19 protein-coding genes and 2 tRNA genes are annotated in these 26,695 nt (G+C 43.8%); 13 read left to right on the top strand and 8 right to left on the bottom strand.

What is annotated here, in order from left to right:
- Window positions 1-26 precede the first annotated feature (26 nt).
- Window positions 27-446, top strand: coding sequence for a hypothetical protein (locus AB0756_RS38400; protein WP_038079625.1), 420 nt, complete (start codon window positions 27-29; stop codon window positions 444-446).
- A gap of 230 nt (window positions 447-676) precedes the next feature.
- On the opposite strand, the gene AB0756_RS38395 is transcribed toward AB0756_RS38400, so the two are convergent.
- A tRNA-Ile gene (locus AB0756_RS38395) sits at window positions 677-749 on the bottom strand.
- Between the two features lie 302 nt (window positions 750-1,051).
- On the opposite strand from AB0756_RS38395, the gene AB0756_RS38390 reads away from it, so the two are divergent.
- Together AB0756_RS38390 and AB0756_RS38385 are read left to right on the top strand one after the other, a co-directional pair.
- On the top strand, window positions 1,052-1,750 hold the full coding sequence (locus tag AB0756_RS38390) for a hypothetical protein (RefSeq protein ID WP_038079627.1): 699 nt from the start codon (window positions 1,052-1,054) through the stop codon (window positions 1,748-1,750).
- Between the two features lie 101 nt (window positions 1,751-1,851).
- Window positions 1,852-3,201 carry a hemolysin family protein gene (locus tag AB0756_RS38385; protein WP_050045743.1) on the top strand — a complete coding sequence of 450 codons (1,350 nt, stop codon included), beginning with the start codon at window positions 1,852-1,854 and terminating at the stop codon, window positions 3,199-3,201.
- 82 nt (window positions 3,202-3,283) lie between these two features.
- Here AB0756_RS38385 and queC read toward each other — a convergent pair whose 3' ends face one another.
- Complete coding sequence (gene queC, locus AB0756_RS38380) at window positions 3,284-3,967, bottom strand: 7-cyano-7-deazaguanine synthase QueC (RefSeq protein ID WP_038079628.1); 684 nt, start codon at window positions 3,965-3,967, stop codon at window positions 3,284-3,286.
- 395 nt (window positions 3,968-4,362) lie between these two features.
- Here queC and AB0756_RS38375 point away from each other — a divergent pair, with 395 nt between their 5' ends.
- From AB0756_RS38375 to AB0756_RS38360, 4 genes are all read left to right on the top strand, one after another.
- Window positions 4,363-5,457, top strand: a complete 1,095-nt coding sequence (locus tag AB0756_RS38375) for a Gfo/Idh/MocA family protein (protein WP_137986341.1) — start codon at window positions 4,363-4,365, stop codon at window positions 5,455-5,457.
- Window positions 5,458-5,959: 502 nt separating this feature from the next.
- On the top strand, window positions 5,960-6,574 hold the full coding sequence (locus AB0756_RS38370) for a DedA family protein (RefSeq protein ID WP_202048609.1): 615 nt from the start codon (window positions 5,960-5,962) through the stop codon (window positions 6,572-6,574).
- A gap of 260 nt (window positions 6,575-6,834) precedes the next feature.
- Entirely contained in the window at window positions 6,835-7,983 is a 1,149-nt protein-coding gene (locus AB0756_RS38365; RefSeq protein WP_038079632.1) for a ParM/StbA family protein, read from the top strand.
- Window positions 7,984-7,988: 5 nt separating this feature from the next.
- The gene (locus AB0756_RS38360) at window positions 7,989-8,567 is read left to right on the top strand and encodes a hypothetical protein (protein WP_038079637.1); all 579 of its coding nucleotides are present in this window, start codon (window positions 7,989-7,991) and stop codon (window positions 8,565-8,567) included.
- Window positions 8,568-9,225: 658 nt separating this feature from the next.
- On the opposite strand, the gene AB0756_RS38355 is transcribed toward AB0756_RS38360, so the two are convergent.
- From AB0756_RS38355 to psbZ, 3 genes are all read right to left on the bottom strand, one after another.
- Window positions 9,226-9,297 (bottom strand) — tRNA-Gly (locus tag AB0756_RS38355).
- Between the two features lie 111 nt (window positions 9,298-9,408).
- Window positions 9,409-9,954, bottom strand: a complete 546-nt coding sequence (ribH, locus tag AB0756_RS38350) for a 6,7-dimethyl-8-ribityllumazine synthase (RefSeq protein WP_038079640.1) — start codon at window positions 9,952-9,954, stop codon at window positions 9,409-9,411.
- Window positions 9,955-10,122: 168 nt separating this feature from the next.
- Window positions 10,123-10,311 carry a photosystem II reaction center protein PsbZ gene (gene psbZ / locus AB0756_RS38345; protein WP_038079747.1) on the bottom strand — a complete coding sequence of 63 codons (189 nt, stop codon included), beginning with the start codon at window positions 10,309-10,311 and terminating at the stop codon, window positions 10,123-10,125.
- Window positions 10,312-10,496: 185 nt separating this feature from the next.
- Here psbZ and AB0756_RS38340 point away from each other — a divergent pair, with 185 nt between their 5' ends.
- The 4 genes from AB0756_RS38340 to AB0756_RS38325 all read left to right on the top strand — a co-directional run bounded on the left by AB0756_RS38340 (window position 10,497) and on the right by AB0756_RS38325 (window position 18,621).
- Window positions 10,497-13,223 carry a CBS domain-containing protein gene (locus tag AB0756_RS38340; protein WP_038079643.1) on the top strand — a complete coding sequence of 909 codons (2,727 nt, stop codon included), beginning with the start codon at window positions 10,497-10,499 and terminating at the stop codon, window positions 13,221-13,223.
- 225 nt (window positions 13,224-13,448) lie between these two features.
- Window positions 13,449-13,727: a DUF2470 domain-containing protein gene (locus tag AB0756_RS38335; RefSeq protein ID WP_038079647.1), complete on the top strand. Its 279-nt coding sequence runs from the start codon at window positions 13,449-13,451 to the stop codon at window positions 13,725-13,727.
- A gap of 251 nt (window positions 13,728-13,978) precedes the next feature.
- The gene (locus tag AB0756_RS38330; RefSeq protein WP_050045742.1) at window positions 13,979-15,415 is read left to right on the top strand and encodes an efflux RND transporter periplasmic adaptor subunit; all 1,437 of its coding nucleotides are present in this window, start codon (window positions 13,979-13,981) and stop codon (window positions 15,413-15,415) included.
- Entirely contained in the window at window positions 15,412-18,621 is a 3,210-nt protein-coding gene (locus AB0756_RS38325) for an efflux RND transporter permease subunit (protein ID WP_038079652.1), read from the top strand. Before AB0756_RS38330 ends, AB0756_RS38325 begins: the two co-directional genes overlap by 4 nt.
- Window positions 18,622-18,786: 165 nt before the next feature.
- On the opposite strand, the gene AB0756_RS38320 is transcribed toward AB0756_RS38325, so the two are convergent.
- The 3 genes from AB0756_RS38320 to petH form a co-directional block, all read right to left on the bottom strand.
- Window positions 18,787-19,182 (bottom strand): DUF4112 domain-containing protein, encoded by a 396-nt coding sequence (locus AB0756_RS38320; RefSeq protein ID WP_038079655.1) that lies wholly within the window; start codon window positions 19,180-19,182, stop codon window positions 18,787-18,789.
- Window positions 19,183-19,263: 81 nt separating this feature from the next.
- Complete coding sequence (locus tag AB0756_RS38315) at window positions 19,264-20,577, bottom strand: homoserine dehydrogenase (RefSeq protein ID WP_038079665.1); 1,314 nt, start codon at window positions 20,575-20,577, stop codon at window positions 19,264-19,266.
- Between the two features lie 301 nt (window positions 20,578-20,878).
- Window positions 20,879-22,165: a ferredoxin--NADP reductase gene (gene petH / locus AB0756_RS38310; protein ID WP_038079668.1), complete on the bottom strand. Its 1,287-nt coding sequence runs from the start codon at window positions 22,163-22,165 to the stop codon at window positions 20,879-20,881.
- 1,453 nt (window positions 22,166-23,618) lie between these two features.
- On the opposite strand from petH, the gene AB0756_RS38305 reads away from it, so the two are divergent.
- Both AB0756_RS38305 and metK read left to right on the top strand, forming a co-directional pair.
- Window positions 23,619-24,623 carry a phosphoribulokinase gene (locus tag AB0756_RS38305; protein WP_038079753.1) on the top strand — a complete coding sequence of 335 codons (1,005 nt, stop codon included), beginning with the start codon at window positions 23,619-23,621 and terminating at the stop codon, window positions 24,621-24,623.
- A gap of 473 nt (window positions 24,624-25,096) precedes the next feature.
- Window positions 25,097-26,359, top strand: coding sequence for a methionine adenosyltransferase (metK, locus tag AB0756_RS38300; protein ID WP_167844674.1), 1,263 nt, complete (start codon window positions 25,097-25,099; stop codon window positions 26,357-26,359).
- Window positions 26,360-26,695: the final 336 nt, after the last annotated feature.

Genomic DNA, 26,695 nt, shown 5'->3' with positions numbered 1-26,695 from the left:
GCACAAATGTTGAGGAGCGATGAATGATGAGTACAAAATTTAAGTACTTTGGTGCTTTACTGGTGTTATTGACTACTATAAGTTTTCCTGCTGTTGTTACCGCCGAAACTGAAACACCTGACTACGAATCAACTAACGATGTCTTTGAACGGGCTTTTTTCAAAAATGACCCCAATTTTTATCGCAACCAGTCAATCTGGCGTCAGTTAGACTTGATTCTGGGTAAAGGGTCTTTATTTCGCAATTCATTTCCAGAACATGAAATTGCGCGAGATGCTGAGTTAATGAATATCCTGTATCGCGATGTTCTCAACCAACAAGCTACCCATGACCCTTATATTCGGACTCCAGATTTACCCAATCCCTACACTTCATCTATACTCATGTCCCCTGCACTCAACTCTAACAAACTCAAAACAGGAACTGAGTTTCGATTTGAACAGTGAGCGGTAATCAGTAACCAGTAACTAGTTTCCGGAAATCAGCGATCGCTGACCCATAACTAATTGCTGGTTATGGTTATAGATGACCGATGAAACGGTATACAAAGCTTTGCAGACCTTCATCTGACCCGAAATGAGGAGGAGTCTGTTGAGAAGGGGTTTCCAGGCAAAATCTGGGAATAAGAGTGAATGACAAATGAACTGGCGATCGCTGCTTGCTTGTCACCGTCCAATCCAGGGTGCAGGAGTTGAACCTGCCTGGGGCGAATTATGAGTTCGCTGCCTCAACCGCTCGGCCAACCCTGGTTAAATCTTATTAACTGTAGCACATGTCCGTAAAACATGACAACTAAAAGAGAACATACTTGGATTGTAGGACTTACGCACAACCCCGTTATGAGGAGTATATGGAGGCTCGACCACACGTGAAATACCCAAACTACAGTTGGCGCTGTGCAAGCCCCAGATGGGAATTACATTCAAATTTTAATACTGCACAATAATTTGACAGTAAGATAGGGCAGACTAATATTGATTATGTACTTTTAAGCTAGAAGTTAATAGCTTCAATATTTTTGAATATACCAGTACTCTTTGCGTCATATCTTATGAAATTGAATTCTACAGTATTTTTAACTTTGATTTTGTTAATCTTAATGTTGGGAGCTGGTTCTATAAGTGCTTTTTGGGGTTTTACTTTGGGTAGCGCTGCTTTAAAAGGTGTGACTACACCCGATGCCCGTCCTACAACTAAGTTCGCCAGCAGTAAGTCAGCTACTGCACAGCAAGCAGGAGTCACACTGCTTAGGGAAGATGAAATTCTAAAAGTTGTCAAGGCAAGAATTGACGGCAAAAAAGCGACTAAAATCGCAAAGCCGGACAAAGACGACGAAGAAACGAAAAACACCAAGGTTAAACCAGAGCAAAAACCTGTAGAAGTTGCTGAAGAAAAACCACAACAAGGTTTTCCAGTAAACTCGGAAAGCCAAGGTGTCAGTATGTCAGTACAATCTGCTCGTTATTCTGGAGGTGCTTTGCTTTTAAAGGTGAAGATGCAGAACAAGGGTAAGGATTCCGTGCGCTTCTTGTACAGTTTCCTAGACGTTTCCGATGACAAAGGACGAACATTAAGCGCCAGTACTGAGGGATTGCCTTCAGAACTACCTGCCAACGGACCAACATATTCTGGTACGATAAGCATTCCTTCAGCTGTGCTTGATGATGTGAAAAATATCTCACTTTCTCTAACGGACTATCCGGAGCAAACGCTGAAGCTACAAGTATCTAATATTCCTGTAGATAGGTAAGTGTTAGTGCTTAGCAGTTAGTTGTTAATGGTTAGTTGTACCACTAACCACTAACTAACACAAATTCTCATTAGGGGCGTCAGTTTAACACGAGCTTGGGCGTGAGTGGTTTTCCGAATCTAAGTTGGACAGATGTAGGGCTGCGGTTGTTGTCAGTACTGCTGCTCATTGCTATCAATGCATTCTTTGTAACAGCCGAGTTTTCAATGGTCACATTGCGGCGATCGCGTATCCGTCAATTAGTAGAATCTGGGGATATACAGGCGATCGCCGTTGAGGGTTTGCAACGCAGCATCGATCGATTGCTATCTACAACGCAATTAGGTATCACCCTTTCAAGTTTGGCTTTGGGTTGGATTGGGGAAAGTACTATTGTCAGTGCGATCGAACGGGGGCTGCTCTCTTTACCCTTACCTAAGGGTATGAATGGTATTGTCGCCCATTCTTTATCCATTCCGACTGCTTTTGTTCTCGTCGCCTACTTGCAAATAGTTTTGGGAGAACTTTGTCCTAAATCGGTCGCTATGCTGTATTCAGAACAGCTAGCCAAGTTTTTAGGACCATCTATTAGAGCAATTGTCAGATTCTTTAACCCTTTTGTTTGGATACTCAATCAATCAACTCGCTGGTTATTGAGATTATTTGGGATTCAATATACGGGTCAGAGCTGGCGATCCCCCGTTACACCTGAAGAACTCCAACTGATCATTTCTACAGAACGTGAATCTACAGGTTTGCAGGAGGAAGAGAGGGAATGGTTGAACAACGTCTTTGAATTTGGGGAGGTTACTGTACAAACAGTTATGGTTCCCCGCACCAGTATTATAACGCTACCCAAAAATGCTACATTCATTACTTTTTTGCAAAGAATGATATCCACTGGTCATTCTTGCTACCCAGTGACTGGCGAATCTTTGGATGATATTCGCGGTCTTGTCTACTTTAAAGACTTGCTAAAACCGCTTACTATAGGAAAACTGACCTTAGAAACGCAAATTCAACCTTGGTTGCGCCCTGCTAGATTTGTACCAGAACACACACCATTGAGTGAACTACTACCAGTTATGCAGCAGGAAAAACCAGCGATGGTGATAGTAGTTAATGAATTTGGTGGTACTGTCGGATTGCTGACTATTCATGATGTCATTGCTCAGATTATTGGCGAACCGGAAGAATTAGAAAATACCAATGACTTGCTTATCCAAAATGTGGATGAACAAACATTTCTAGTACAGGCACAAATCAATCTAGAAGATCTGAACGAGGTTTTGCATTTCAATTTGCCACTGAACAGAGAATATCAAACTTTAGCTGGTTTTTTGCTTTACCAATTGCAAAAAATTCCTATTCTTGGCGAAACCTTCCTCTATGACAATCTTGAATTTACGGTAATCTCCGTTACTGGACCTCGTTTGCATCAAGTACAGATACGGCGGGTTGAGGAAGGGTAATTGGGATTGGGGGAGATAAGGGAAAAAATGCCACCATACACGGCTAATCTCCCCTATTTCCCCATCTCCCCATTCCAAACCCCTAACGCCTCTGTTCATACTTCAAAGGGTCAACTAGCCCCAATTCTTTAAAAGCAGCGAGACGCAACAGACAAGAATCGCAAACTCCGCAAGCTGCTTCTCTTCCTGCGTAGCAAGACCAGGTTAGTTCCCATGGAACCCCTAACTGATTGCCAAGTTGGATAATTTCCGTTTTTTTCAGCTCGCTCAAGGGCGCAATAATCTTGATGGGATTCCCCAATCGCCCTTGTTTCGTTCCCAAACAAAACACCTCCTCCATAGCTTGAATATAGTCAGGACGGCAATCAGGATATCCAGAATAGTCCAAAGCATTAACGCCAATATAAACTCGTTCGGCAGCGAGTGTTTCAGCCCAAGCAAGGGCAAAGCTGAGGAAGATGGTATTGCGGGCTGGAACATAGGTAATCGGTATGTTTTGAGACATTTCCCCAAGCGATCGCTCTTGGGGTAAATTGATGGAGTTATCTGTCAGTGCTGAACCGCCCCATTGACTCAAATCGAACTTCACCACTTGATGCTGTACTGCCCCAACACGGGTAGCGATCGCAGATGCGGATTGTAACTCGCGTTGGTGACGCTGTCGGTAATCAAAGGAAAGGGCATAGCATTCACAACCATCAGCCATTGCTTGGTACAGAACAGTGGAAGAGTCTAATCCGCCTGATAACAGAATCACAGCTTTCATTTTCAAGAAAAGGTAATGGGAAATAGGGAATGGGGAAGCCGAAACTGAGCGTTAGGGATTGTTCAAAAACAAGTCCAATTTCCAATTTCCAATCTCCAATCCCCAATGTCGATTTTGCCAAAAATTCCTTTTTTTAATGCAACCTAAGGAAGTTCACTTACGTCATGGTTTTTTCTAACGTTAATAAACATAAAGTAAAAAAAGCCAAAAAGCATCATTTGAAACTAAATGCATAAAACTAACCCAAAGTGCGGGAACTCACATGAAACTTTGAAATTCTTCATAATAAGAACCTCTATGTTACCATCTGGATGGTTTTAGACGACTCATTATTGGCATTCTTAGTATGACAGCCAATGAGCGCAGCGTCTTTATATTTGGTGGTTGAGGAGATTATAAGAGTGCAAAATAGAAGTATGTTGCCAGGAGAACACAATGGTCAAGCACAGCGCAACTACCCACGTTCGGTCCGCATAGGCGTGATCGGTGTGGGCAATATGGGACAGCATCATGCCCGGATACTGAGTTCGATGAAAGATGTTGAACTGGTGGGTGTGGCTGATATTAACGTAGAACGGGGCTTAGAAACTGCTAGTAAATACAAAGTACGTTTTTTTGAAGATTACTGCGACTTACTACCCCTTGTAGATGCAGTTTGTATTGCCGTTCCTACCCGATTGCATTACGCCGTAGGTATCAATTGCCTGTTAGCGGGAATTCACGTATTGATTGAAAAACCAATCGCAGCCAGCATATCTGAAGCGGAGTCTTTAGTCAATGCCGCAGCTGAAACTGGTTGCATTCTTCAGGTGGGACATATTGAGCGATTCAGCCCAGCATTTTTAGAATTGACAAAGGTGCTGAAAACCGAAGAAGTATTGGCGCTAGAAGCCCATCGCATGAGTCCTTACTCAACTCGGGCTAATGATGTTTCAGTTGTTTTGGATTTGATGATCCATGACATAGACCTACTTCTGGAATTAGCTTCTTCCCCAGTTGTCAAGTTAACAGCTAGCGGCAATCGTACCTTGGATTCTGGTTATCTGGATTATGTCACTGCTACTTTAGGTTTTGCCAATGGTATCGTTGCTACCTTGACAGCAAGTAAAGTGACACATTGCAAAATCCGCCGCATTATAGCCCATTGTAAAAATTCATTTACAGAGGCAGATTTTCTTAAAAATGAAATTTTGATCCACAGGCAAACTCCTCCTGCGGGCGCAATGAATGATTATCGACAAGTGCTGTACAGGCAAGATGGTGTCATTGAAAGAGTGTACACAAGCAATACTGATAAGTTGGGGGCAGAATTAGAACATTTCGTTAACTGCGTGCGTGGTGGCAATCAACCCTCGGTTGGAGGAGAACAAGCGCTCAAAGCTTTGCGATTGGCAAGTTTAATCGAGCAAATGGCTTTAGAAGAGCGTGTTTGGAATCCGTTAGATTGGGAAGCTGAATCGAGAGTACAATCACTGACACCTATAGTTTAATTGGGAACTGGGGATAAGGAAGACAAGGAGAAATGTGGGAATGAGAACTTTTCGCCTTTGCCTGCTCCTTTCCCCCTTGCTTTAGAGCAACTATTTTTGATACCTTGACAAATACGGGGATAATATAGGCTCATTGCAATAGACTTTTAAGCAGCCCTCATGAACTGCGTATACCAGAACGCACGAGACAACCAATATACCTTCTACCACGCCAGTTGCTGTAGACTGTGGAACAACGCACGGCAACCGCTCGTAGGGAAAACACCTATCAGAGCGTTGCCTTACAACCGCATTAACTCCTCTGCCATCTACCTTTTTTCAAGCTGAATCTTATGAAATGTGTATACTGGAACTGATAAAAAAGGATTGGCGAGCGTGATGATTGGGGATTAATTTCCCAACCCCCATACCCCTAATTCCCACTGCGCGGAGAGCCCGAGTTCTCCAGTCCCGGTGTCCCTAGTTTCAAATCACTCACCAAGCAACTTTAGGAAACAATTTGATGACGGATTGGATAAAAGAGATTATTGAATCTCTAGGCTATTGGGGAATTGCCCTGCTGATGTTTCTTGAAAACTTATTTCCTCCTATTCCCTCGGAATTAATTATGCCCTTGGCAGGATATACATCTAATCTGCCAGGGGCTAAGCTTAATGTCCTTGGTGTATTTTTTGCAGGGCTAGTGGGTTCTGTGGCGGGCGTACTAGTGTGGTACTATCCGGGAAAATTTCTAGGAGAAAAACGCTTATCCTCCCTCGCAGATAAATATGGAAAATGGTTAAGTATATCGAGCAAAGATATTGTTAAAGCGAAAGGTTGGTTTGATAGGCAAGGTACAAAAGCTGTTTTGATTGGTCGCCTTGTACCGGGAGTTCGGACCCTGATTTCCATTCCCGCTGGGATTAGCAATATGCCCTTGCTCCCTTTTATAATTTACTCTACATTAGGTAGCGCTGCTTGGGTAGGTTTGCTAACATACTCAGGATATATGTTGGGGAGTCAGTATGAACTTGTGGACAAGTACCTAGCTCCTGTATCTAAAATTGTTCTTGTGATTCTCGTCGTGGCATTTGTTGCCTGGGTAGTGAAACGCAGGAAAAAACACAGGAGACGGTAAACGCTGTTGTCTGCATAAAATTATAAAAAAGTTATGTGTTGTTTCCCCAAAAGCAAGCGTAGCTAGCCCTCAAGCTAAATTCACTGTTTTCTCATTTTAGGGGAAGCAGTGAAAACTGTGTGTCAGAGTCTTTGCTTGGCTATTGTCTCGTATTCGGCAGAGTTTAAGCGAGTTAAAGCCGATCGGGGTTTTCTGATACACGCATTTTTGTAAGATGGGCATGATAACTTGTTAGAGCTAATAAACTACTAGGAGCTTTCATGACAGACCAACCATCCGCCGCCACCCCTATGAATGCTGCTGCTATCCCCATGAATAGGGTCTCAGCAACTACACCAATAAACGCAACTCCAACTCAACCCACCCCCAGTAGCACGGGGAAAAAGATTCTAAGTGTTGATTTAGGAAGAACTTCGACAAAAACCTGCGTCAGTCGCGAACCCGGTAACGTAACTTTTGTCTCCGCTAACGTTAAAGAAATGTCAATGGAACAGGTACGTGGGGGTGTTTTTGAAGCCCGTGCTACCGACCCGTTAATGGATCTTTGGCTGGAGTACCAAGGCAGTGGTTATGCTGTTGGTCAGTTAGCTGCGGATTTTGGAGCTAATTTAGGTGTCGGTCAATCTAAGGTAGAAGACGCCCTCATAAAAGTTCTAGCAGCTGCTGGTTACTTCAAACTTAAGGACGAAATCTCTGTTGTACTGGGGTTACCTTACCTTTCTCAAGAGCAATTTGAACGGGAAAAAGCCCAATTGATTAGCCAGCTTTCCGGTCCTCATATCATGAACTTTCGCGGCGAATCCGTAAGCCTCAACATTAACAAGGTTTGGGTTATGCCAGAAGGTTATGGCAGTTTGCTGTGGTGCGAAGCTCAACCCAAAAAGGGCGCGGTTATGCCCGACTTTACTAAAGTTTCGGTAGCAATTGTTGATATTGGACATCAAACAACTGATTGTTTGATGGTTGATAACTTCCGCTTTGCCCGAGGTGCTTCCAAGAGTGAAGATTTCGGAATGAGCAAGTTTTACGAACTCGTAGCAGCTGAAATTGAAGGCGCAGACAGCCAATCTTTGTCTCTCATCGCTGCAGTTAACCGTCCAAAAGGCGATCGCTACTACCGTCCGAGAGGTTCGAGCAAACCCACTAATCTGGATGATTTTCTGCCCAACCTAATTGAAATGTTTTCTCGCGAAATTTGCAGCCGCGTGTTAGCATGGCTGCCAGAACGCGTTACTGATGTTATCCTAACTGGAGGTGGCGGAGAATTCTTCTGGGAAGATGTTCAACGTCTACTAAAAGAGGCTAAAATCAATGCACATTTAGCTGCACCATCACGGCAAGCAAATGCTTTGGGGCAGTATATTTACGGAGAGGCACAATTATCCTCTGCACGCTCTGCTAGGGCTTAATACTGATGTTCCAATGGTCAAAAAAGGTAGTTAAATCCGTTACGTTCAATCCAGGGGTCGCTGACGAGAGCTTATTAGCCCTCGTAGAAAGTCAATTGGAAAAAGATCCAGAAAAGACTTTCAGCGACCTTTGTAAAGAAGCTTTATGGCAATCTTTGTGTGTACCGGAATCTGTAAGACCTACCCCCAAACCAGCAGCAATAGCACCACCAACACCAACACCAGCACCGACTGCATTACCTGTTGCACCAACAGCGATACAAGCAGCAACGCCACCAGGAGTTGAAACACAAATTGCGGAGCTGCAGAGTCAAATAACTGACCTTGAGGAACGTTTTTTTGCCAAGGAGTCTCATCGATTGGAGACAATGGAACGCCATCTGACACAACTCAGTCAACAAGTTGCACAGCTGGCAATCATGATAAATCAAGTCTCAACAGTACAGCCCGTAACCCAAGCGGTACCAATGGCTGAAGTTATCGATAGTACTTCTCCCCTTGCTAACGCTGCTGTCCCATCCCCTCCTCTAGAAGAGGTGGACCCCGTGATCAGCCGCCTTAGCCAGTTCCTGGATGATTTCTAGGGGAAATCCGCTGTGCAAACCTTTTACTGTTGTATGACCTCCTTAAGGGAATTTCCTATTAAGGAGGTTTAATATTTGGTAAATCATATTACGTACAGTTAAAAAAATCAACTATTCTTAAGTTATAAATGACTGAATCATTTGGTTTTCCCGGTACCCACTTTGCTACAGGACACGGTAACTTTCCCCACCCGTGCCATAAGTGTTTTTTCAGGTACTCCCAGATAAGCGGATATGGCACGCGGTAATCTTTCACTCAAGTTCATGCCTCTACAAGCAATGACATATGCCAGTCGATAGAGCCGGGATTGAGATCGATGCCCATGCAACCATATTAAATGGGTCGGATGACACGTTATACTGTATTTGTTATTCTCTCGTTACCAGGCTCTAGCTGTGAATGCATTTTGCCTTGCTATATCGAGGTGGAGCTTTCCTCAAGGCATTTCTAAGTGGGAGCCCGAGAACGAGGCGAAATCGCTGAGTGGGGACTGTCAGTCAATATCCAACGCGTGGCAGAGCAATCTCCACTAAAATTATTAATTATGCGGTCTTCTCAAACTCTTAACCTATGTCGGTAAGCCGTGCTTGTCTACACCTAGAGTTGTATGCTAATGAGCATTTTTAACAACTTCCTGACTCTAAGACTTGGTTGCAAAGCGGGTAACGCGATTCGAACGCGCGACATTCACCTTGGCAAGGTGACGCTCTACCACTGAGCTATACCCGCAATTCATTTCTTTACTTAATATCTCAGATTATTTTTGGATTGTCAACACCTTTTTTTGATTTAGTGAGTCGATAGTGGCTCTACTAACAACTAACCACTATCGACTAACAACTAACTCCCTGCAGCACTCTTGAGAGACGCAGGGGATAGTGAATTACCACCAAAAGGTTCTGTAAGGTTGGAACGTAACTGTCGCATAAGACTAGCCATTTCCAAAGCGCTCATGGCGTAATCCCAGCCGTGATTGCTTTTAATACCAGCACGTTCTAAAGCTTGCTGCATGGTATCGGTTGTTAAAATGCCAAAAATTACTGGTACGCCAGTTTGAAAAGCAGCAGCAGCAATACCTTTGGCAACTTCAGAAGATACGTAATCAAAATGAGGCGTTTGCCCTTTAATCACAGCACCCAAACAAATTATTGCATCGTAGCGACCAGAGAGTGCTAATTGACGAGCCACAACTGGAACTTCAAAACTACCCGGTACCCAAATATAATCTACTTGAGAGCCGTGCGGATCGGGATCTACGCCGTGGCGTTTCAAGCAATCTTGACAGCCTTCTAGCAACTTAGCGGTCACTAGGTCATTAAATCGACCAATCACCAATGCAAATCGCAAAGGTTCCGTCTGAGTAAAAGTTCCCTCGAAAACTGCCATGAGCTTTTAATTCATCTATGATTCATGTTCTTCGCCTATAAGTATAGGAGGAGAATTGGGAATTGGGGATTGGGTATTTTGGATTGGAGGTTCAGGAGATATTTAGACAAAGTAGCAAATTTCTCCTTGTCTCCCTTGTCCCCCTTGTCCCCAGCCCCCAGTCCTCGATTAAACTACTAAAAAGTTTAATGCGCCAACCAAGAACACTAAACCAATCCATACGCCAGAACCAATCCAAAGAAGTCTCTTAGATTCATTCCAGTTCTGTGGAGTGGCGTATGCAACAGGGACACCAATTACTAGCACAAAAGACATAGCAACTAGAGCCAACAGAGCAACTTGGAATACGATTGTCATTTTCCCTTCTCCCAAAACAGCAGATTACTAAAGTTAGAATATTGTACAGACCAGCACGGACAGTTTTTCCTTATTTGTTAAACTAGCAGAAATTGCAACACTTTAGTTAGTCATTTGTCATTAGTCATTTGTCAAAAGGCAATTAGACAAAGGGCACTCGTACAAAAGACACTCGCACAAAGGCAATGGATTTAATTCTTTGTCATACAACGGCAGATTTTGACTGCCTCGGAGCAGCAGTTGGGTTGTCACGCTTGCTACCGGGCAGTAAAATTGTACTGAGTGGTGGAGCCCATCCACCTGTTAGGGATTTTTTGGCATTACATCGCGATGAGTACCAGTTGATTGAACGGCGTTCGGTCAATCCCAAAACAATTCGTTCCTTGGTGGTAGTAGATACACAACAGCGCGATCGCTTGGGTAAAACTGCTGAGTGGCTGGATTTGCCTCACATTCAGGAAATTACAATTTACGACCATCATAAAGAACAACAGGGGACTATTCCCGCTACAGAGTTACATATCTCCCTCGTAGGCGCTACCACAACTCTCATTGCAGAGCAATTGCAGCAACAGCAAATTTCCCTCACAAGCGCAGAAGCAACTGTTATGGCTTTGGGGATTCACGTAGATACTGGTTCTCTAACATTCGATTATGCTACACCACGGGATGCCTTAGCTTTAGCTTGGTTGATGGAGCAAGGGGCTAGTTTAGCAATTCTGACTCAATACGTAGATCCTGGATTATCGCCTCAATTGCAACACCTATTAAAGGTAGCGCTGGAAAAATTACAAAAAATAGAAGTGAGGGGACAACAAATTGCTTGGGTGATTCTAAAAACAGATAGTTTCGTAGCTGGTTTGTCAAGTCTTGCTTCCCAATTAGTGGAGCTAACGGAAATAGACACCTTGCTGCTTTTTCATGAATCTCCCGTTGCGGAAGGTGAAACGCGCCTGACAGTTATTGGGCGTTCCCAAGTTAAAGGTGTCAATCTCAATGATTTATTTCTCCCTTTAGGTGGTGGCGGACATTCACAAGCAGCATCAATGAACCTGCGAGGAGTTAACACCGAAGAAATACTCCACCAACTTTTAGAAAAGTTAAAAGCAACGGTACCCCATCCACCCACTGCTAAAGATTTAATGTCTTCCCCAGTCCGTACCATTCGTCCGGAAACTACCATTGCTGAAGCACAACGCACTTTGTTGCGTTACGGACACTCTGGGTTGTGTGTTGCTGATGAGCGGGGACAACTATTAGGTATTCTGTCTCGAAGGGATTTGGATATTGCCTTGCATCACGGCTTTAGTCATGCTCCTGTTAAAGGTTACATGACAATTAATATGAGAACGATTGCTCCAGAGACTACACTGCCAGAGATAGAGTTTTTGATGGTAACATACGATATCGGACGCTTACCAGTGTTAGACAACGGGCAGATAGTAGGTATTGTCACTCGTACTGATGTTTTGCGGCAATTGCATCAGGATGGGAGAGGGGAAGAGGGGGATAGGGGGAGAGGAGGAGAAAAGAAACTAAAATCTCCCACCTTAGAAGAACTGAGATCGCGACTTGCTCCTCAATTATGGCAATTGCTAGCTAAGGCTTCACAAGAAGCCCAAAGGCGGGGTTGGCATCTCTATCTTGTTGGCGGAGCTGTTAGGGATTTACTGTTAGCAAAAGCAGTGACTCGTACTCTGCTGATTAAAGATATCGACTTGGTGGTTGATGGTTTTCACAAAGCGGCAGACGTTGGTGCAGGTGTAGAATTAGCAAAAGCTTTACAGCAAATTTACACAACAGCACGTTTAGAAGTTCATGGCGCTTTTCAAACTGCAGCTTTGTTGTGGCACAAAGATCCCGAATTAGATTCACTGTGGGTTGATATTGCTACCTCTAGAACGGAATTTTATCCTTACCCAGCAGCCAACCCCGAAGTTGAAGCCAGTTCAATTCGTCAAGACTTGTATCGCCGTGATTTTACTATCAACGCAATGGCATTGCGGTTAACGTCTCCCAATTCTGGTGAACTACTCGATTTCTTTGGTGGGTTGCATGACTTAGAAGCAAAACAAATTCGGGTATTACACGCTAACAGTTTTATTGAAGATCCTACGCGCATCTACCGTGGCGTGCGTTTTGCAGTCAGGTTGGGATTTCACTTGGAACCCCAAACAGAAGAGTATATCCGCTACGCGATCGACAGCGGTGTTTACGATCGCACAGCCCGAGAGAATGGCAGAGCACCAGCACTGCAAACCAGACTTAAGGCAGAATTAAAACATATTTTGGAAGCTCCCTATTGGAAATCAGCATTACAGTTGTTGGGAGACTTGGGGGCATTAAAGTGCATTCATCATACTCTCAGTTTAGATGAAAACCTCCTGCGGCAATTACGTCTGCTAGAACGCTGTTTGCGGCGTTACGATCCTCAAGGCACTCTTATCCATTGGCAAATGCGATTGGAAGCTTTGATTGCTTGTTTGGCGTCAGAATATAGAGGGGAAGTCGCAAAAAACCTTCAATTGCCAGATGACAGTATCCACAGGTTGGAAAATTTGGCAAAGGCTCGGGAAAATGTGGAAAAAATTTCTGTACTACCAGAGAATGGAAAAGCAGAAATATCTCCAAGTCAAGTCGTGCAATTGTTACGGCAATATGATTTACCAATGCTGATTTTAGTTGCCGTTCAAAGCTCGCGAACTATAAGACAAAAAATTTGGAAATACTTAACTGTTTGGTCACAAGTTCAACCTATTCTTAATGGTAATGACCTGAAAAAATTGGGCTACAAACCGGGACCGCATTTCCGGCAAATGCTTGATGATTTACTAGCAGCAACTTTGGATGGAAAGATTTGCGATCGCTTTGAAGCTGAAAAGTTTTTGATCGACCTTTATCCTCTTCATTAGTTGTGTTAATTATCATCTCATAGCAGTCCTAAATGAAATATAAAAATAAGAGTGAAGACGGCTAATAGCTAATTGCTTTTTGACCATTAGCTATTAGCCCTTCGGGTTCGCCAGTCCCCTACGGCGGGAAACCCGCCTACAGGGCTGGACTCACCATTAGCTATTAGCAATCCAAATTTTTTACAAATGATTTAGGATTGCTATAGCACGCAATTGGAGTTTACCATGTCTTTCCAGTTTTCCCCAGAAGTGAGTTCGCGCATCTGCAATCATATGAACGAAGATCATGCTGATGCAGTAGCGCTTTATGCCCGAACTTTTGGAGGTGTAGCGGATGTTACAGCAGCATCAATGATGTCTATTGACGCTGAAGGAATGGATCTCACAGCACAGGTGAATGGGGAATCCCTACCAGTTCGCATTCAATTTGACCATGTTTTAGCAGATGCAGAAGACGCCCATCACACTTTAATCGCGATGGTGAAGCAAGCGCGACTTAAGTAGAATTTCACAACTTGCCAATTGTCTCTTTTAAGAGAAATGGGGATATAACGAGGGAGTAGCATAATAAAAATTTTCTTAGTACTCTAATAATTAGAGAAACTAAGTATACTGAAATAAGCATAATTTATGACTCCTGCCGCTATCTGCCGTCGTTTTGACATGAATCTCAAATAGAGTGCAAATTGCTGACGATGGCAGGTAATCCATCGTCCCCTTTCTCTCAAATTTTTTATATAAACTGTTGAAGTTGTATGCAATTGGTTAAGACTTTCACAATACACGCTCGCGATCGGAACTTTAGGGGTAAGTTCTGGCTGATTATGCTTGGTCTGACCTACTTCTGTACTGCTTGTACGGCTTCTGAGGCTCAATCAAGTAAAAAAGACGCAGGCAAAAATCGACCCGTACCAGTGGTGGTGTCTGCCGCAACCCAGAAAACAATACCTCTTCAAGTCCAAACGACCGGGACAGTTGAAGCATATTCTACAGTTTCTGTCAAATCCAAAGTGGGTGGACAACTGACGGGTGTATACTTTCACCAAGGACAGAACGTCAAGAAAGGGGACTTGCTATTTACTATTGATTCTCGTGCCCTGCAAGCATCGCTCGTGCAAGCTCAAGCTAACCTAACAAAGGATTTAGCACAAGTCAACCAAGCTAAAGCCAATGTTGAGAAAGCGAAAGCGCAAGTCAATCAAGCTAAAGCCAATGTTGAGAAAGCGAAAGCGCAAGTCAATCAAGCTAAAGCCAATGTCGTCAAAGACGTAGCTGAAGCAACAAACGCCGGCATACAGGCTCAACGTTATGCCAGTTTGCTCCAGCAAGGGGCTATTAGCAAACAACAAGCAGAACAATATCAGACAAGTGCCAATGCTCAACAGGCGACAGTCACAGCAGATCGAGGTGGAGTAGACAATGCTCAAGCTGCAGTCGTTGCAGCCCAAGCAGATGTACAAAACACTCAAGCTGCGGTTGCAGCAGCCCAAGCAGACGTGCAAAATGCTCTAGCCGCCGTCGCTGCAGATCGAGCAGCAATTGATAATGCTAAAGTTCAGCTTTCCTACAGTTCTATTTACTCACCAATTGACGGTCGCACGGGTAGTCTAAAGCTCAATCAAGGCAACTTAGTCAAAGCGGATGCTGACGACCCTTTAATTAACATCAGTCAGATTCGTCCAATTTACGTGACATTCTCAATTCCCCAAAGGCTGTTACCCGATCTCAAGAAATACAGTGCAATCCATGAGCTAGAAGTAGAGGCTTTACCGCCCAAAGATACAGGGCTTCCGGTACGAGGGAAACTCACCTTTGTTGATAGCGGCGTAAATACACAGACTGGGACGATTCAACTCAAAGGCACATTTGCCAATGCTGATGAGCGGCTGGTTCCCGGAGAGTTTGTCAGCGTCGTTTTAAAGCTAACTGAAGAGCCCAATGTCATTACTGTACCTTCCCAAGCGGTACAAATGGGGCAGCAAGGACAGTTTGTGTTTGTAGTGAAACCTAACAAGACAGTAGAAGTGCGTCAAGTCACTGTGGGTGACAGTATTAAAAACGAAACAGTTATTAAACAGGGATTGCAATCGGGCGAGCAAGTGGTCGTGGATGGGCAATTCAACTTAGTCCCTGGGGCTACAGCGCAGGTGAGACCAGCAGTAGGAAGTCAGAAAGACGGAGCTAACCGATGAACATTTCCGAACTCTTTATCCGCCGTCCGGTGATGACGGTCTTAGTCACCATCGGGATGTTGATATTTGGGCTGATGAGTTACACAATGTTGCCAGTGAGCGACTTGCCCAATGTGGATTTTCCCACGATTCAAGTGACAGCTAATTTGCCTGGAGCGAATCCAGAGACTATGGCTTCTTCTGTCGCTACCCCTTTAGAACAGCAGTTTTCCAGCATTGCTGGATTGAGTTCGATGAACTCGACGAGCTCTTTAGGGACAACACAACTCACCCTGCAATTTGATTTGAGTCGGCAGATAGACGGAGCAGCACAGGATGTTCAAGCAGCGATATCTAAGGCGGCGAAGCAGTTACCGACTAGTATGCCTAACCCCCCATCCTATCGGAAAGTGAATCCCGCCGATCAACCGATTCTCTACATTTCTCTCAATTCAGGTATTTTGCCACTATCGACCGTAGATAAATACGCCGAAACACTGCTAGCACAACGCCTGTCAATGGTGGATGGAGTTGCCCAGGTGCAGGTGTATGGTTCCCAAAAGTATGCCGTGCGGATTCTGTTAGATCCCGAATCATTAAGTGCTAAAGGCATAGGCATTGATGAAGTGGCCACTTCTATTTCCCAAGGGAATGTCAATCTACCTACGGGCGTACTTTATGGCACAAAGCAGAATTACACAATTCAGGCAAACGGTCAGCTTAATGATGCTGCGAGTTATCGTTCCTTAGTTGTGACTTATCAAAATGGTGCGCCAGTACAGCTTGGGGAATTAGGTCAGGTGCTGGACAGTGTGGAAAATGATAAGGTGGCAAGTTGGTATTTTCCCGAAAAAGAAGATAAGAAAGCAGCAAACTCAGAAAGTCGTAAATCTGGAGAAAAGCCACAAACCCGTAGTTCCAGTGTTAGGGCTATTGTGCTAGCCATTCAGAAGCAACCAGGAACTAACACTGTGGCTGTGGTGGATGCTATTAAGAAACTGCTACCCACTTTCCGCGAACAGATTCCAGCAGCTGTGAACATGGATATTTTGTACGATCGCTCGCAAGCCATTCGAGAATCAGTTGACGATGTCCAGTTTACTCTGCTGCTGACCATTGGTTTGGTCGTGCTAGTGATATTTTTATTTCTCCGCAATCTTTCCGCGACGGTTATTCCGAGTTTGGCTGTTCCACTATCGCTGGTGGCTACCTTTGGCGTGATGCTACTGCTGGGTTTTTCTTTAGATAACTTATCTTTGATGGCATTGACCCTTTCCGTGGGCTTTGTAGTAGATGATGCCGTAGTTATGCTAGAGAATATCGTCCGTCACATGGAAATGGGAGAAAGTCGATTTGAAGCAGCACTCAACGCTTCTAAAGAAATCGGTTTTACAATTTTGTCCATGACAATCTCTCTGGTAGCAGTCTTTATTCCGGTGCTGTTTATGAGTGGGATTTTGGGGAGACTGTTCCGGGAGTTTGCTGTTACTATCAGTGTTGCCATTCTCGTGTCTGGGGTGGTTTCCCTCAGCCTGACACCAATGCTGTGTTCGCGCTTCTTGCGTCCGCCACATCACGGACAGGAGCATGAGGGATCTAGAAAGAAAAATTGGAAAACCAGTCTCTACGACCTTTCAGAAAACTTCTTTAATAGTTTGCTGGGCGGCTACGATTGGAGTTTAAAGCTGTCACTCAAGTATCACCGGACGACAATGGTCATTTCTGGTGCGATTTTAGTGGCAACGATGTATTTATTTATAGTTGTACCTAAAGGGTTTATCCCCAGTGCAGATGTAGGACAAATTACAGCAAGTACCCAAGCTGCAGAGGATATCTCCTTTGATGAAATGGTAAAACACCAACAAGCAATCGCTGCGATCGCTTATAAAGATCCCAATATTGATGCAATCAACTCTAGTGTTGGTGCAGGGGGACCAAATGCTTCTGCTAACGCCGGACGTCTGTTTCTCAAGCTCAAACCCCGCCACGAACGGGATCTCGGTGCTGATGAGATTGTCCAAGAACTTCGCCCCAAGCTATCACGTATTCCAGGGATGAAAGTTTTTTTACAAAACCCTCCAGCAATTAATATTGGCGGGCAACAGACCAAAGCCCAGTACCAATTTACATTGCAAAGCCCGAACGTACAAGAGCTTTACCAGTATGCTCCCACTTTAGAAACTCAACTCCGCGCTTTGCCAGATTTACAAGATGTAAACAGTGACTTGCAAATCAAAAATCCCCAACTTCGAGTTAATATTAATCGCGATTTAGCTTCATCTTTGGGTTTAACAGCCAATCAAATCGAATCTGCTCTCAGTGATGCCTATGGAACTCGCCAAGTTTCTACAATTTACGCGTCTGACAGTCAATATCAAGTCATTTTAGGAGTGGAACCCAAATATCAGCAAAATCCCACCGCTTTAGATTTGCTCTCGATTCGTGCGCCCAACGGTCAGTTAATCCCCCTAAACGCTGTTGCAAATGTAACAAAGGATGTCGGACCTTTGACCGTTAACCATACAGGACAACTAGCTTCCACTACCATATCTTTTAACTTAAAACCAGGGGTATCATTAGGTAACATTACAGATAAAATCGAGCAACTTGCCCGAGAAACACTACCAGCTAGCATTACTACAGGCTTCCAGGGTTCAGCCCAAGCGTTCCAATCTTCAATTCAAGGTTTGGGTTTGCTGTTACTGGTTGCTATTTTTGTCATCTATATCATTTTGGGGATTCTCTATGAGAACTTTATTCATCCCCTCACGATCCTCTCTAGCTTACCATCAGCTGGATTTGGGGCATTACTGACGTTGTTGCTATTCCATGTTGATCTAAATATATACGCGTTTGTAGGTATTATCCTCCTAATTGGGATCGTAAAGAAAAACGGCATTATGATGGTTGACTTTGCTATTGAAGCCCGTCAGCAAGGCAAAACTCCTTACGATGCGATCTATGAGGCTTGTTTGGTGAGATTTCGCCCAATTATGATGACCACAATGGCAGCACTTATGGGAACTTTACCAATCGCCCTTGGGTTTGGTGCTGGTGCAGATACACGCCGTCCTCTTGGATTAGTTGTGGTAGGAGGGTTGCTATTTTCACAATTCCTCACGCTCTATCTCACACCAGTTTTTTACACTTATATGGAGTCTTGGCAAAGTTCTCTACGAAAACACAATTGGCGCAAAAAGTCAAAAGCCGATTCTCCCGCAGTTTAACGACGCAATCTAAATGTCTCAGTCAAGGGTAGACTTTACAAACATCCTCTTAAATACGAGTGGATGAGTGTCCTTACCTACCCATTCCATAAAATCAGCTAGACGTCCTTCCCACAAGAGCAAAGATTGGGAGCGACATATCATATCAGAAAGTTAGATATTAATTTAACTTACAAGCTCCTCAAATTCAGAAGCCACTTTTTCCAATTCTGGTTCAACCACCGTGAGATGTTTTTCTAAAATTGCCAAATTGCGGATATTGGACTTGTAAAAAGCATCAAATAAATCGCCAATTAAAGGGACTGTACCAACAACGCCTTCTAAAGCGATGTTAAAAATCATTTGAGCTAAATCTTTTGAGGGTAAGTTAAAACGAGTTGCTAAAAAAATGATATAAGCTGAAAACCCCGTACTAATTAAATCACCAGCACCGGGAATTAAGCCAATAATTGGATCGAGTCCGATACGAAAGCCAATACCGGGGATACGTAAAGATGTATCCATGAGGCGACTGAGTCTGCGAATGCGGTTGAGAGTTGCTATACGTTTTGCACTATCCATGGAATTATGAATTGTGAATTATGAATTATGAATTATGAAACAAATCAGCGTCTTTTTCATCTTTCAAGATTCATAATTTGTTTAAAGAACTCGTAATACGCTGGGAATACTATCTATAGCCGGGAGGCTGTGAATTTCTGTTAGCGCTTCTCGGAAGTCTCCTTCTCGTACATCGTGGGTGACGACAACAATTTCTGCTAGTTCTCCTTGAAAACCTGTTTGGACGACTGATTCTAAGCTAACCCCGCGATCGCCAAAGCAGGTTCCTATTTTACCAATGACTCCCGATTGGTCTAAAGTTAAAAACCTGGCATAAAAACGGGTGACGAGTTCTGAAGAAGGTGTAATTTGGCAGTAATCTTGATGCCTGCAAGCAAGAAGTGGATTTGGTAATGCTGTATTGGTTTTCAGTGATGCTACTAAATTGAGTATATCAGATGATACAGAACTAGCGGTTGCACCCGCCCCTGCTCCTGGGCCAAATAACATCACTTGTCCTATGGGTTGTCCTTCAATAAAAATGGCATTATTCACGCCATTGATGCTTGCTAGGGGATGGGTTTTTGGCACTAAGGTCGGGTGGACTCTTACGGAAATGGGGGGAGTCGAGGAGAGGGGGAGATTGGCTGAGGGGGAAATGGCTGTTTTAGCGATCGCTAAAAGTTTTATGACAAATCCCAGTTTCTCGGCGTAGGCAATATCTGTTTTGCTAACTTGCCTAATTCCTTCACAATATACATCTTCTAGCTTGATTCTTCCATCAAAGGCAAGTGAAGCGAGGATGGCGATTTTGTCTGCTGCGTCTAAACCTTCTACATCGGCTGTGGGATCTGCTTCGGCATAACCCAACCTTTGGGCATCCGCTAATACATCGTCAAAATTGCTACCTTCCAACTGCATCCGTGTCAGGATGTAATTTGTTGTACCGTTGACTATACCCGTAACGCTTTGAATGCGGTTGACGCTTAGGGACTGTTTTAGGGGTTGGATAACTGGAATTCCTCCACCTACGGCTGCTTCTAGCATGACGTATACCCCAGCTTTATTGGCTGATGTGAAGATTTCTTCGCCAAATCGCGATATCACCGCTTTGTTTGCTGTTACTATATGCTTGCCATTTTCAATAGCTTTTAAGATCAGCGATCGCGCCGGTTCCAATCCTCCCAGGACTTCAACGACAATATCTACTTTTGGATCGTTGACAATTGCGTCTAAATCTGTAACCAAGACTGATTCTGGTAAAGTGACAGCACGGGATTTATCAAGCGATCGCACTCCGACTTTGTATATTTCTATTTCTTGTAGTAAGGGGTGACGACCGATACCGTCTTGCAATAGCTGCACTGTACCTGTCCCCACCGTTCCCAATCCAAGTATTCCCAGCTTTACACCCACAAGCTTTCACCAAATTTTTTTTGATTTTAAACAGCTGATGAACGCAGACGAACACAGATAATTTGTGTGCGCGACAACGTGTTGAAACTTACGCATAGCCCCCCTTTTTGAGAGGGGGGTTGGGGGATTTGCAACTCGTGAAATCCCAAAAAACCGTTAAAGTTGCGTAATTCCTGTATGTGCTTGAAAACACAAAATAAATAGTAGGTAAGGTGTATACCTTACCTACTCATTATATTATTAATGTAGAGACGTGTCATAGCGCGTCTTTACTAGATTGTGGCATGGCGCGTCTTTACAATTAGTATGTTTCAACGTGCCAGCGACCGGCTTTCTTGATTTCTTTTTGGTAGTTGCTCCAGGTTACACCTTCTTTAGCAGCTGCAGCACTGAGGGCTGCGTCAATACCATCTTCCATTCCGCGCAAACCGCAGATGTAAGTGTGGGTTTTTTCATTCTTAATTAACTGCCAAAGTTCATCAGCGTGTTCTGCTACACGGTCTTGGATGTACATTCTACCGCCTTGAGCATTTTTCTGTTCGCGGCTGATAGCGTAGGTGAGGCGGAAGTTATCGGGATACTTTTGCTGCATCTCTTCGAGTTCTTCCTTGTACAGGATATTGGGGCTTGTAGGAATACCGAAAATCAACCAAGAGAAACCTTTGAACTGGTATTCTGGATTAGCGGCTCTTTCGTTATCCTTAAACATCCGCCACAGGTAAGCACGCATGGGAGCAATACCCGTTCCTGTTGCCATCATGATGACGTTAGCATCATTGTCTGCTGGTAATAACATTTCTTTACCAACCGGACCTGTGATTTTTACGTCATCACCTGGCTTGATGTTGCACAAGTATGTGGAGCAAACACCATAGACTGTTTCGCCTGTTTCTGGGTGTTTGTACTCTAGCTGGCGCACGCAAAGAGAGACTGTTTTGTCATCTACATCATCACCGTGACGGGTTGAGGCGATGGAATACAGTCTGAGCTTTTCTGGTTTACCGTTCTTGTCTACACCAGGAGGGATAATGCCGATACTTTGGCCTTCGATGTATCGTAAATCACCACCAGAAATGTCAAATTTAATGTGTTGAACAAGACCAATACCGCCTTCTTTAACCAACGGCTCGTTAGAGATAACTTTACCGATATAAGGAGCGTTGGGACGGTAAATATTTACGGGAACGTCAGCGTGGGCGTCTTTTTTAGCTTTCGCTTGAGTCATGGTGTTGCCTTTGTTGTCCTTACTCTTGGGCTGTTGCTCAGCTACAGGTGTGGCTTTACCATTTGCTTTACTGCTAGCATTCTCACCAGATGTGGCGTTACTATTGGGAGCTTGCCCATTAAGCTGTTCTAAAACGTTTATGGGCTGGATGCTAACAATTTTGCCGCCAAGGCGAGTGATACGCCGCATTTCTTGGTTCATGCGGTTGTACGGCACTTTAATGAACACACTGCCACTTTTACGAATTGGGTAGTTCGTTTTATCAGTTTCTTCGCTCTGACGCAGACCCACCACTTCGTATACGAAGACGCGGCTACCTGATTCTGTGTTGGCAGCACCTTCAACGGCACCTTTGATGTACATTACTTCTACCACTCCGATCTCTACTTAACCTATTGTCATACAAACCCTTTTCACCACAATACCAGTGCAGTGCTCTCTCTTCTAGCAAGTTGGAGCAATTATCTGATAAATGGAAAAAGCGGTCTTTTTCTTGCCAATATCTGAATTACGTATACTCACCCCAGACATATAGGCATTGCAAAACACACCTGCTTACTGAAATTCTTCCCTGTAAAGAGCGAAGCTCTCTTATGGGTGGGAAGGGGCTATGGACGAATAGTCCTGTTCTCCTCATTGTTGGCGTTACCGCCATTTCCCTTTCACATTTTCCGCTTCGCCTGCAACGAGAAACTCTCTTGTAGGAACGGTACACCGTGTCTGGGTTAAAAACGAGTTCTCTTGGGACTTATGCTGTTCAGATTCAAGTCTAACAATCTCTTGGTTTTATCCTATGTAGATTGTTTAGCCCAGGATTTCCGACCATCCCTGACCTTCTAAGGTAGAGGATAAGCCCTTGAGAGAATGTTAATAATGAGTCAATTTAATGTTTTTTTTGAGAAGTACAACTCTCATAAGGAGGAATATCTTCTCATTTTTCACGGTTAGCACAGCCCCAAGGGCATTCAATATCGGGAAATCTCATCAATTACTCATTTTTTTGAAAATCGTAAATCAAAAATAATTGTAATTTGTTTGACTTTTCCAAAATTGAGTACCGCTGTCTTACTGTTACCTCAGAAATTCACTGAGGGTTTTCACACAGAACATTCTTTACTGAAACCTATATCCGCCATTGGGAGTAATTCCACAACACGGAGTCAGTGCAGTAACAAAATCCTGGTAGAAGTAGACCCAGCATACACAACTACAAATTAGTTTTACGCGAACTTAAAAATCTGTCAACCACCGTTAGTCTTTAGGGAAAACACGTACAATCCTGTTGGGCATGGACTTTAAAGTCACAAGACAAAACTTGGTGATTTTCATCACACCTTAATAAAATCCATAATTTTTGGCTTGAGATATCTGGAAGGTTGCTAAATAATTCAAGATTCTTAAAAACAAAAACTTCCATTGAAGACGACACATAGTAAACTGAAAGATATATCTTCACAAGCAGTGTATTTTTACTGGTATCCAACTCGTGTGGATATCAGAGTGTCACTCAAAATATCCCCCAATCTAAAAATTAGGGGATCAAATCAAGGTTAATCAACCTTGTATAGATAACACCCTTCTGTTACAATTCAATTTAACACTAGGATTAAATACTTACCAGCAACAAAGTTGACTATATCAGGCGGGTAAAAACTGCTAAAGTTTCATCCCGTCATACTTGTTAGTGCGTTGTTGGAGGGCAAGAACGCAGGATAAACCATTGGGGTACACTCCTGGCTTGAGGATTGAAACAAAACAAAACGAAACGCAAGAAAAAATTATTGAATCATTCATCTTTAGTATCAAGAGGAGATTTATGACTAGTAAGCCGGAACGCGTGGTGTTAATTGGAGTAGCCGGAGACTCCGGATGCGGTAAATCTACGTTTTTGCGTCGCCTAATAGATTTATTCGGTGAAGAATTGATGACTGTCATCTGTTTGGATGACTATCATTCTTTAGATCGCAAGCAGCGTAAAGAAACGGGTATTACGGCACTTGACCCAAGAGCAAACAATTTTGACCTGATGTACGAGCAAATCAAAGCGCTCAAAGAAGGTCAATCGATTATGAAGCCGATTTACAACCACGAGACCGGCACTATCGACCCACCCGAGAAAATCGATCCGAACCACATTATCGTAGTAGAGGGTTTACATCCTCTTTATGACGAGCGAGTCAGAGAGCTGATTGACTTTAGCGTTTACTTTGATATTAGCGATGAAGTCAAGATTGCTTGGAAAATCCAGCGTGATATGGCAGAACGCGGTCACCGCTATGAAGATGTCCTCGCTCAGATTAACTCCCGCAAGCCAGACTTTTCAAAATACATTGAACCACAAAGAGAATTTGCTGATGTGGTTCTACAGGTCTTGCCAACCAATCTTATTAAAGATGACAAAGACCGTAAAGTTCTGCGGGTACGGATGCTCCAACGGGAAGGGAAAGAAGGGTTTGCGCCAATCTACTTGTTTGATGAAGGCTCAACCATTCACTGGACTCCTTGCGGACGCAAGCTGACCTGTTCTTATCCCGGTATGCAGCTGTACTACGGTTCAGATGTATACTACGGTCGCTATGTTTCTGTATTGGAAATAGACGGTCAATTTGACAATTTAGAAGAAGTCATTTATGTAGAGACTCATTTGAGCAACACCTCCACCAAGTACAAAGGTGAAATGACTCACTTGTTACTCCAACACCGCGAGTACCCTGGATCTAACAACGGTACTGGCTTATTCCAAGTCCTGACTGGTCTGAAAATGCGTGCTGCTTACGAGCGTTTAACCTCTAAGGAAGCACAGTTGGCAGCTAAAGTGTAGTCTAACAAGTCAGATATCTGACAGCAGAAGGCAGCTATGCTAAAGGTAGAGGGTGACAGATTTGCTCTGAAATGCTTTACCTCAAGCATAGCTGCTTTTGCTTGGGGAGTTTCAAATGATTGAAGGAGCTAGGAAGCAGAGGGCAGAAAGAATTCATTGAATGGGGATTCACATCCCAACGCTTCAAGAGAAATTCCAGGTCGGACTAGCGTACAAGTTCCCGATCGCCAGTCCCTGATTCTCAGTAGTGTTAAATTCTTGACATTGAGATATCTTATATTAAGAATCCACGGCAACAAGGTAGGGTAGCGCTTCTCACTTTAAAAAAAATCGTGCTTAAGTAAGATTTTTGAGAAAATTAGTATAAAACTAATTACCGATCCTAAAAATATTGTTATGATTGCAAATCAAAGCGGTCGAATTAGACACGTTAGTTCAGTCCGCTCTTGTTACCTTCTTAAGGAGGAATTACATTGTCTCGTCGTTATCTATTTACCTCCGAGTCAGTGACCGAAGGTCATCCGGATAAAATCTGCGATCAGATTTCTGATACTATCCTAGATACCCTGCTTTCTCAAGACCCCAGCAGCCGCGTTGCTGCTGAGGTGGTTGTCAACACTGGCTTGGTTTTAATTACAGGGGAAATTACAACTAAAGCCAATGTTAACTACGTAAACGTTGCTCGTAAGAAAATTGCGGAAATTGGCTATACCAACGCCGATAACGGATTTTCTGCTAACAGCTGTGCGGTGATTGTGGCTCTAGACGAACAGTCACCTGATATCGCTCAAGGTGTCAACACCGCTCAAGAAACCCGCGAGCAAAGTAGCGATGAACTGTTTGACACAGTAGGGGCTGGCGACCAAGGAATTATGTTTGGTTTCGCTTGTAACGAAACCCCAGAATATATGCCCTTGCCTATCTGCCTTGCTCACCGTATTGCCCGCCGATTGGCTGCTGTTCGCAAAACGGGTGTTTTGCCATACCTGCGCCCTGATGGAAAAACACAAGTCACCATTGCTTATGAGGATGGACGACCAGTTGGTATCGATACCATTCTGATTTCTACACAGCACTCGGCAACTATCGGTGAAATTACAGATGAAGCAGAGGTGCAAGCTAAAATCAAGCAAGATCTCTGGTCGGCAGTGGTTGAGCCTGTTTTTGTAGACATTGATGTTAAGCCAGATGATGAAACTCGCTTTTTGGTTAACCCCACAGGTAAGTTTGTCATTGGCGGTCCTCAAGGAGATTCCGGTCTGACAGGACGCAAAATCATTGTTGATACCTATGGTGGCTACTCTCGTCATGGTGGTGGCGCTTTTTCTGGCAAAGACCCTACTAAGGTCGATCGCAGTGCTGCTTATGCTTGTCGCTATGTAGCGAAAAACATTGTCGCTGCTGGTTTGGCAGAAAAATGCGAAGTTCAACTCAGCTACGCGATTGGCGTTGCAAGACCTGTAAGTATCATGTTGGATACTTTTGGCACAGGTAAAGTTGAAGACGACACCTTGTTGGAATTAGTAAAACAGCATTTTGAACTGCGTCCTGCAGGTATTATCCACTCCTTCAATCTACGTAACTTACCAAATGAACGAGGCGGACGTTTTTATCAGGACGTCGCGGCTTACGGTCACTTGGGTCGTAACGATTTAGACTTGCCTTGGGAGCGTCTTGATAAGGTAGAGGCTCTGAAGCAAGCTGTTGAGCATCTTCTGTCAGCTGCTCTTGCATAAGGGATTTCCAAAAACGGCATCCTAAAATTTCTGAGGGTGGGAGCGGAAACGCCCCCACTCATTAAGGGCGGGTAGAGCTACCCGTCCCGCAATTCAAGGAAAATTTATTGTTTGAACACTCGTTCCACAAATTAGATATTTTTTTATTGAGAAGTCTTTTGTTTGTACCCAACAACTGTTAAAAATGTGCATATCCCCATCGCTCTCATATAATGGAGGACATGCCCGCTATAGTAATTTACTTGACATGAAAGAAACAGACACTCACAAGCGAAAAGCACAGCTTGCCATTAAGTGGGAGAGGTTAGTGAAGGCTGAATTCTAGCAAAAGAAAGC

This window comes from Tolypothrix campylonemoides VB511288_2 (genome assembly GCF_045999855.1).
Taxonomy (GTDB): Bacteria; Cyanobacteriota; Cyanobacteriia; order Cyanobacteriales; family Nostocaceae; genus Scytonema; species Scytonema bouteillei_A.
Note: the sequence above shows the minus strand (reverse complement) of the source record. Positions and strands in the feature narration are given on the sequence as shown.

Coding starts and splice junctions, on each gene's coding strand:
- AB0756_RS38325 (WP_038079652.1), top strand. CDS start 15,412: ATGAACATTTCCGAACTCTTTATCCGCCGTCCGGTGATGACGGTCTTA.
- AB0756_RS38335 (WP_038079647.1), top strand. CDS start 13,449: ATGTCTTTCCAGTTTTCCCCAGAAGTGAGTTCGCGCATCTGCAATCAT.
- psbZ (WP_038079747.1), bottom strand. CDS start 10,311: ATGACAATCGTATTCCAAGTTGCTCTGTTGGCTCTAGTTGCTATGTCT.
- queC (WP_038079628.1), bottom strand. CDS start 3,967: ATGAAAGCTGTGATTCTGTTATCAGGCGGATTAGACTCTTCCACTGTT.
- petH (WP_038079668.1), bottom strand. CDS start 22,165: ATGTACATCAAAGGTGCCGTTGAAGGTGCTGCCAACACAGAATCAGGT.
- AB0756_RS38360 (WP_038079637.1), top strand. CDS start 7,989: ATGTTCCAATGGTCAAAAAAGGTAGTTAAATCCGTTACGTTCAATCCA.
- AB0756_RS38400 (WP_038079625.1), top strand. CDS start 27: ATGAGTACAAAATTTAAGTACTTTGGTGCTTTACTGGTGTTATTGACT.
- ribH (WP_038079640.1), bottom strand. CDS start 9,954: ATGGCAGTTTTCGAGGGAACTTTTACTCAGACGGAACCTTTGCGATTT.
- AB0756_RS38365 (WP_038079632.1), top strand. CDS start 6,835: ATGACAGACCAACCATCCGCCGCCACCCCTATGAATGCTGCTGCTATC.
- AB0756_RS38305 (WP_038079753.1), top strand. CDS start 23,619: ATGACTAGTAAGCCGGAACGCGTGGTGTTAATTGGAGTAGCCGGAGAC.
- AB0756_RS38340 (WP_038079643.1), top strand. CDS start 10,497: ATGGATTTAATTCTTTGTCATACAACGGCAGATTTTGACTGCCTCGGA.
- AB0756_RS38320 (WP_038079655.1), bottom strand. CDS start 19,182: ATGGATAGTGCAAAACGTATAGCAACTCTCAACCGCATTCGCAGACTC.
- AB0756_RS38370 (WP_202048609.1), top strand. CDS start 5,960: ATGACGGATTGGATAAAAGAGATTATTGAATCTCTAGGCTATTGGGGA.
- AB0756_RS38330 (WP_050045742.1), top strand. CDS start 13,979: ATGCAATTGGTTAAGACTTTCACAATACACGCTCGCGATCGGAACTTT.
- AB0756_RS38390 (WP_038079627.1), top strand. CDS start 1,052: ATGAAATTGAATTCTACAGTATTTTTAACTTTGATTTTGTTAATCTTA.